The 4,914-nt window shown below is 71.5% G+C and carries 6 protein-coding genes; 2 read left to right on the forward strand and 4 right to left on the reverse strand.

From position 1 onward, the window contains the following. Positions 1–75 precede the first annotated feature (75 nt). The gene (locus tag GUY60_RS34415; RefSeq protein WP_161705124.1) at positions 76–1,626 is read left to right on the forward strand and encodes a helicase HerA-like domain-containing protein; all 1,551 of its coding nucleotides are present in this window, start codon (positions 76–78) and stop codon (positions 1,624–1,626) included. A gap of 62 nt (positions 1,627–1,688) precedes the next feature. Here the strand turns inward: GUY60_RS34415 and GUY60_RS34420 are convergent, their stop codons facing one another. The 4 genes from GUY60_RS34420 to GUY60_RS34435 all read right to left on the reverse strand — a co-directional run bounded on the left by GUY60_RS34420 (position 1,689) and on the right by GUY60_RS34435 (position 3,891). Next, a complete protein-coding gene (locus GUY60_RS34420; protein ID WP_161705114.1) occupies positions 1,689–1,835 on the reverse strand; it encodes a hypothetical protein in 147 nt (48 codons plus the stop codon). A gap of 52 nt (positions 1,836–1,887) precedes the next feature. Continuing rightward, positions 1,888–2,208, reverse strand: a complete 321-nt coding sequence (locus GUY60_RS34425; RefSeq protein ID WP_161705116.1) for a hypothetical protein — start codon at positions 2,206–2,208, stop codon at positions 1,888–1,890. 105 nt (positions 2,209–2,313) lie between these two features. Continuing rightward, positions 2,314–3,198 (reverse strand): 2-hydroxy-3-oxopropionate reductase, encoded by an 885-nt coding sequence (locus tag GUY60_RS34430; protein WP_161705118.1) that lies wholly within the window; start codon positions 3,196–3,198, stop codon positions 2,314–2,316. Between the two features lie 99 nt (positions 3,199–3,297). Continuing rightward, on the reverse strand, positions 3,298–3,891 hold the full coding sequence (locus tag GUY60_RS34435; protein ID WP_161705120.1) for an HhH-GPD-type base excision DNA repair protein: 594 nt from the start codon (positions 3,889–3,891) through the stop codon (positions 3,298–3,300). Positions 3,892–3,977: 86 nt separating this feature from the next. Between GUY60_RS34435 and GUY60_RS34440 the strand changes: the two genes are divergently transcribed. Beyond that, the coding region (locus tag GUY60_RS34440) for a cation diffusion facilitator family transporter (protein ID WP_376771352.1) at positions 3,978–4,914 on the forward strand (937 nt) is incomplete at its 3' end.

The following is a 4,914-nucleotide window of genomic DNA, read 5'->3' on the forward strand; positions in this document are numbered from 1 at the left end:
GCCCCGGCTGACGCCCCCGCTGACGACCCGGCGGATCCCGCCGCGGATCCCGTCCCGGATCCCGTCGCGGCGGGCCTGCCGCAGGAGGCCGCGGAGATCGCCGCCGGGTACGCCTTCGCGGGGCCGGCGCTCGACCTCGGCGCGCTGCTCTGGGACGGGAAGTGCCTGCCGGACGCGCAGGTCAGGATCCCGCTGCCGATGCTCAACCGGCACGGCCTGGTCGCGGGCGCCACGGGTACCGGCAAGACCAAGACGCTGCAGCTGATCGCCGAGCAACTGGCCGCGCAGGGCGTGCCCGTCTTCCTCGCCGATGTGAAGGGCGACCTCTCCGGGATCTCCGCGCCGGGCGAGCCGAGCGACCCGGTGCGGGAGCGGTCCGGCGAGGTGGGGCAGGAGTGGGAGGCCACCGGGTTCCCGTGCGAGTTCTACGCCCTGGGCGGGATCGGTCCCGGCATTCCCGTACGCGCGACCGTCACGAGCTTCGGGCCTGTGCTGCTCTCCAAGGTGCTGCAGCTCAACCAGACGCAGGAGCAGTCGCTAGGTCTGATCTTCCATTACGCGGACCAGAAGGGTCTCGAGCTGCACGACCTGAAGGATCTGCGGGCCGTGGTGGCCTTTCTGACCTCCGACGAGGGCAAGCCGGAGCTCAAGAACATCGGCGGGCTCTCCACGGTGACCGCCGGGGTGATTTTGCGGGCCCTCACCGCGTTCGAGGCGCAGGGCATGGCGCCGTTCTTCGGGAACCCGGAGTTCGACGTGAGCGAGTTCCTGCGGACGGCGCCGGACGGGCGCGGGCAGGTGTCGGTGCTCGAACTGCCCGCGGTGCAGGACAAGCCGCACCTCTTCTCGACGTTCCTGATGTGGATGCTGGCCGACCTGTTCAACAACCTGCCCGAGGTCGGCGATGTGGAGCGGCCCAAGCTCGTCTTCTTCTTCGACGAGGCGCATCTGCTTTTCAACGGCGCGAGCAAGGCGTTCCTGGAGTCGATCACCCAGACCGTGCGCCTGATCCGGTCCAAGGGTGTCGGCGTCTTCTTCGTGACGCAGACACCCAAGGACGTGCCCGGCGACGTCCTCGCGCAGCTCGGCAACCGCGTCCAGCACGCGCTGCGCGCCTTCACGCCGGACGACCAGAAGGCGCTGCGGGCGACGGTGAAGACCTTCCCTCACTCCGCGTACGACCTGGAGGAGACGCTGACCTCGCTCGGTACCGGTGAGGCCGCGGTGACCGTGCTGAGCGAGAAGGGCGCGCCCACCCCGGTCGCTGCCACCCGGCTGCGGGCGCCCGAGTCGCGGATGGGTCCGGTCGACGCGGCCGAGCTCGACCGCGCGGTCAAGGGCTCGCTGCTGTACTCCCGGTACGCGGAGGCGGTGGATCCGGAGTCGGCGTTCGAGGTGCTGACCGCGCAGCAGACAGAGCGGAACGCGCGGCAGCAGGCGGAGGCCGAGGCGGCGAAGGCGGAGAAGGAGTCGGCGAAGGCCGGCCGGAGCGGCGGCGGGCAGGACGCCTCGATGGTGGACCAGGTGGTGGGCTCCGGGATCTTCAAGTCCCTGGCCAGGTCGCTCGGTACGCAGATCGGCCGCGAGATCTCCCGCTCGATCTTCGGTACGCGCCGCAGGAGTTGAGCCCGTTCCGCTGTCATGGGCCGCCGTTCCCCGGCGAGGGAACAGCGGCCCGCGGCGGGTTGCTACTCCCGCTCGTCCCGAACTGGCGGCGCCGGCCGGGACGTGCGGTCCCGGGGTTCCTCGCGCCGCTCGGACCGGGCGGCCTTCTCATTGCGTACGGCTTCGGCGCGCAGCAGGGCGTGCAGGATCGCGTAGGGGTCGTGAGGCATGGGGGTGTCCTTGCGCTGAGCTGTGGATGGTCGGCCTGGGGGTACGGGCCTGTCAGCAGCGCAGGACTTCGGTGCGCGGGGAAGAGGTGGACGACGGCCATGGGTACCGCTGCCGTGGCGTGCGGGTGTTGTGCGGGGCGCACCGGGTGGGCGCGAGCGCCGGTGCCGGGCGCCGTTCGGCCGGACGGCGGCTCTGCACCGTACGCGCGGCGTTGTCGGTGTCGTGTACCTCGGGGCAGGGCTCGCCGGTCACGGCGTACGCGGGTGCGGCGAGGGCCGGTGCCGGGGCGCCAGCGAGGAGCGCGGCGGCGAGCAGCGCGACCAGTACGAGAAGAACCCGGGGCATCCGGGAGACGTACCGCGAGCCACTCATGGGACGTCATGTCCCCTGCTCCGGGCGGAACCCGGCAGCGGGGCACCGAGTTCCGCCCGTAAGGCGTAGAGCGCGCCCGGCCTTGACGCGGCCCGGCGGAAAGGCTCAGGCGGAGGCGTCGCCGCTGAGGCGTTCCACGGCCTTGAGCAGGACCGAGTGGTCGAGGTCGCCCCAGCCCTGGGCGCGGGCGGCGGCGATCTGCTGGGCGGCGACGGCGCCGACGGGCAGCACCGCGCCGACGTTGCGGGCGGCGTCGGTGACGATGCCCATGTCCTTGTGGTGCAGGTCGACCTTGAAGCCCGGCCGGTACTCGTGGAGCAGGAAGTTCTCCATCTTGCGGGTGAGCACCGCGGACCCGGCGAGGCCGCCGTTCAGGACCTCGAGGGCCGCCTTCAGGTCGACACCGGACTTCTCCAGGAAGGTGATCGCCTCGGCGCAGCCCTGCAGGTTCACGGCGACGATCAGCTGGTTGGCGGCCTTCACGGTCTGGCCGGAGCCGTGCGGACCGCAGAGCACGATCGTCTTGCCCATGGCCTCGAGGACCGGCAGGGCGGCGTCGAAGTCCGCCTTGTCGCCGCCGACCATGATGGACAGGACGCCCTCGACGGCACCCGCCTCACCGCCGGACACCGGGGCGTCGAGCACCCGGACACCGTGGTCGCGGGCGCGCTCGGCCAGGTCGACCGAGGTCTGCGGCGTGATGGAGGAGTGGTCGATCAGGAGCGCGCCGGGGCGGGCGTTCTCCAGGATGCCGTCCGGTCCGTACGCCACCGCCTCGACCTGCGGGGACGCGGGCACCATCGTGATCACGACGTCCGCGTCACGCACCGCGTCGGCGATGGTCGCGGCGGCCGTGCCACCGGCGGCGACGAGCGGCTCGGCCTTCTCCGGGCTGCGGTTCCAGCCGGTCACGGTGTGTCCGGCACGTACGAGGTTGATCGCCATCGGGCTGCCCATGATGCCGAGGCCGATGAAACCGATCTTTGCCATTGACTGCCCCTGCTTCCAGAAGTTACTTCCGCTATACGGAAGCAATGCTCCGCTCTGCGAAATGAGGTGTCAAGAAAGGACGTTCAAGGGCGGGCGGTGCTACTTCTTCTTCGCCGCGGCCTTCATCTCCTGCTTGTACGCCCGCACCTTCGCCAGCGTCTCAGGGCCGGTGATGTCGGCCGCCGAGCGGAACGCGTCCTTCTCGCCGTACGCGCCGGCCGCCTCGCGCCAGCCCTTGGGGGTGACGCCGTACTGCTTGCCGAGCAGGGCCAGGAAGATCTGGGCCTTCTGCTCGCCGTAGCCGGGCAGTGCCTTGAGCCGGGCCAGGAGTTCCGCGCCGCTCGTCGCGTCGCGCCAGACCGCCTCGGCGTCGCCGCCGTACTCGTCGACCAGGCACTGGCAGAGCTTCTGCACCCGCCCCGCCATCGAGCCGGGGTAACGGTGCACGGCGGGCTTGGCCTTCAGGAGCTCGGCGAACTCCTCCGGGTCGTACGCCGCGATGTCGTGCGCGTCCAGATCGTCCGCGGCCAGACGCTCCGCGATCACGTACGGCCCCGCGAACGCCTTCTCCATCGGGACCTGCTGGTCGAGCAGCATCCCGACGAGCGCGGCCAGCGGACTGCGGCCGAGCAGCGCGTCGGCCGCGGGCTCCTGCGCCAGGTGGATGTCGGCGGGCTTCGGTGCTTTGGTCATGCCTCGATGATCGCGCAGCCCGTCGCCGCACGCCGAGCCGAGCAGGTACATGAGGTGGTGCCCGGTGCGTACGGATGCGGTGGTGGGTGGGTGCGGGGCGTGATCGACTGTGGCGCATGGGGCACGACCACGGGGCGCCGTCCGCGGCCGCCGGCACCCTCAGCGGGACGTACCGCCGACGGCTGCTGATCACCATCGGGATCAGCGCCTTCATCACGGTGCTCCAGGTCGTCGGCGGGCTGCTCTCCGGCAGTCTCGCGCTGCTTGCCGACGCCGCGCACAGCCTCACCGACGCGATCGGCGTGGCCCTCGCGCTCGGCGCGATCACCCTCGCGCAGCGGGCGCCGACGCCCCGGCGCACCTTCGGCTTCTACCGCGTGGAGATCTTCTCCGCGGTGCTCAACGCCCTGTTGCTGCTCGGCATCTTCGCCTGGGTGGTGTTCTCCGCGGTACGCCGCTTCGACGAACCCGTCGAGGTACGCGGCGGCCTCACCCTGGTCGTCGCGGTGCTCGGGCTGCTCGCCAACCTCGTCGGCCTGTGGCTGTTGCGCGACGCCAAGGAGCGCAGCCTGAACCTGCGGGGCGCCTACCTGGAGGTGCTGGGCGATGCGCTCGGCTCGGTCGCCGTGATCGTCGGGGCGCTTGTCGTCCTGCTCACCGGCTGGGACGCCGCCGACCCGGTCGCCGCCCTCGCCATCGGCCTCCTCATCGTGCCGCGGGCCTGGTCGCTGCTCCGGGACGCCGGACACGTCCTGCTCGAAGCCACGCCGCAGGACACCGACCTGGCGGTGGTACGCGCCCACCTGCTCGCCGAGCCCGGCGTCGTGGACGTACACGATCTGCACGCCTGGACTGTCACCTCGGGGATGCCGGTGCTCACCGCGCACGTGGTCGTGGAGCCGGGGACGCTGGGCGCCGAGGACCTGGGGCCGCTCCTGCACCGGCTGCAGGACTGCCTCGGCGACCACTTCGACATCGCGCACTCGACCCTCCAGCTGGAACCCGTGGGGCACGGGGAGGGGG

The organism is Streptomyces boluensis, from assembly GCF_009908195.1.
GTDB classification, from domain to species: Bacteria; Actinomycetota; Actinomycetes; order Streptomycetales; family Streptomycetaceae; genus Streptomyces; species Streptomyces boluensis.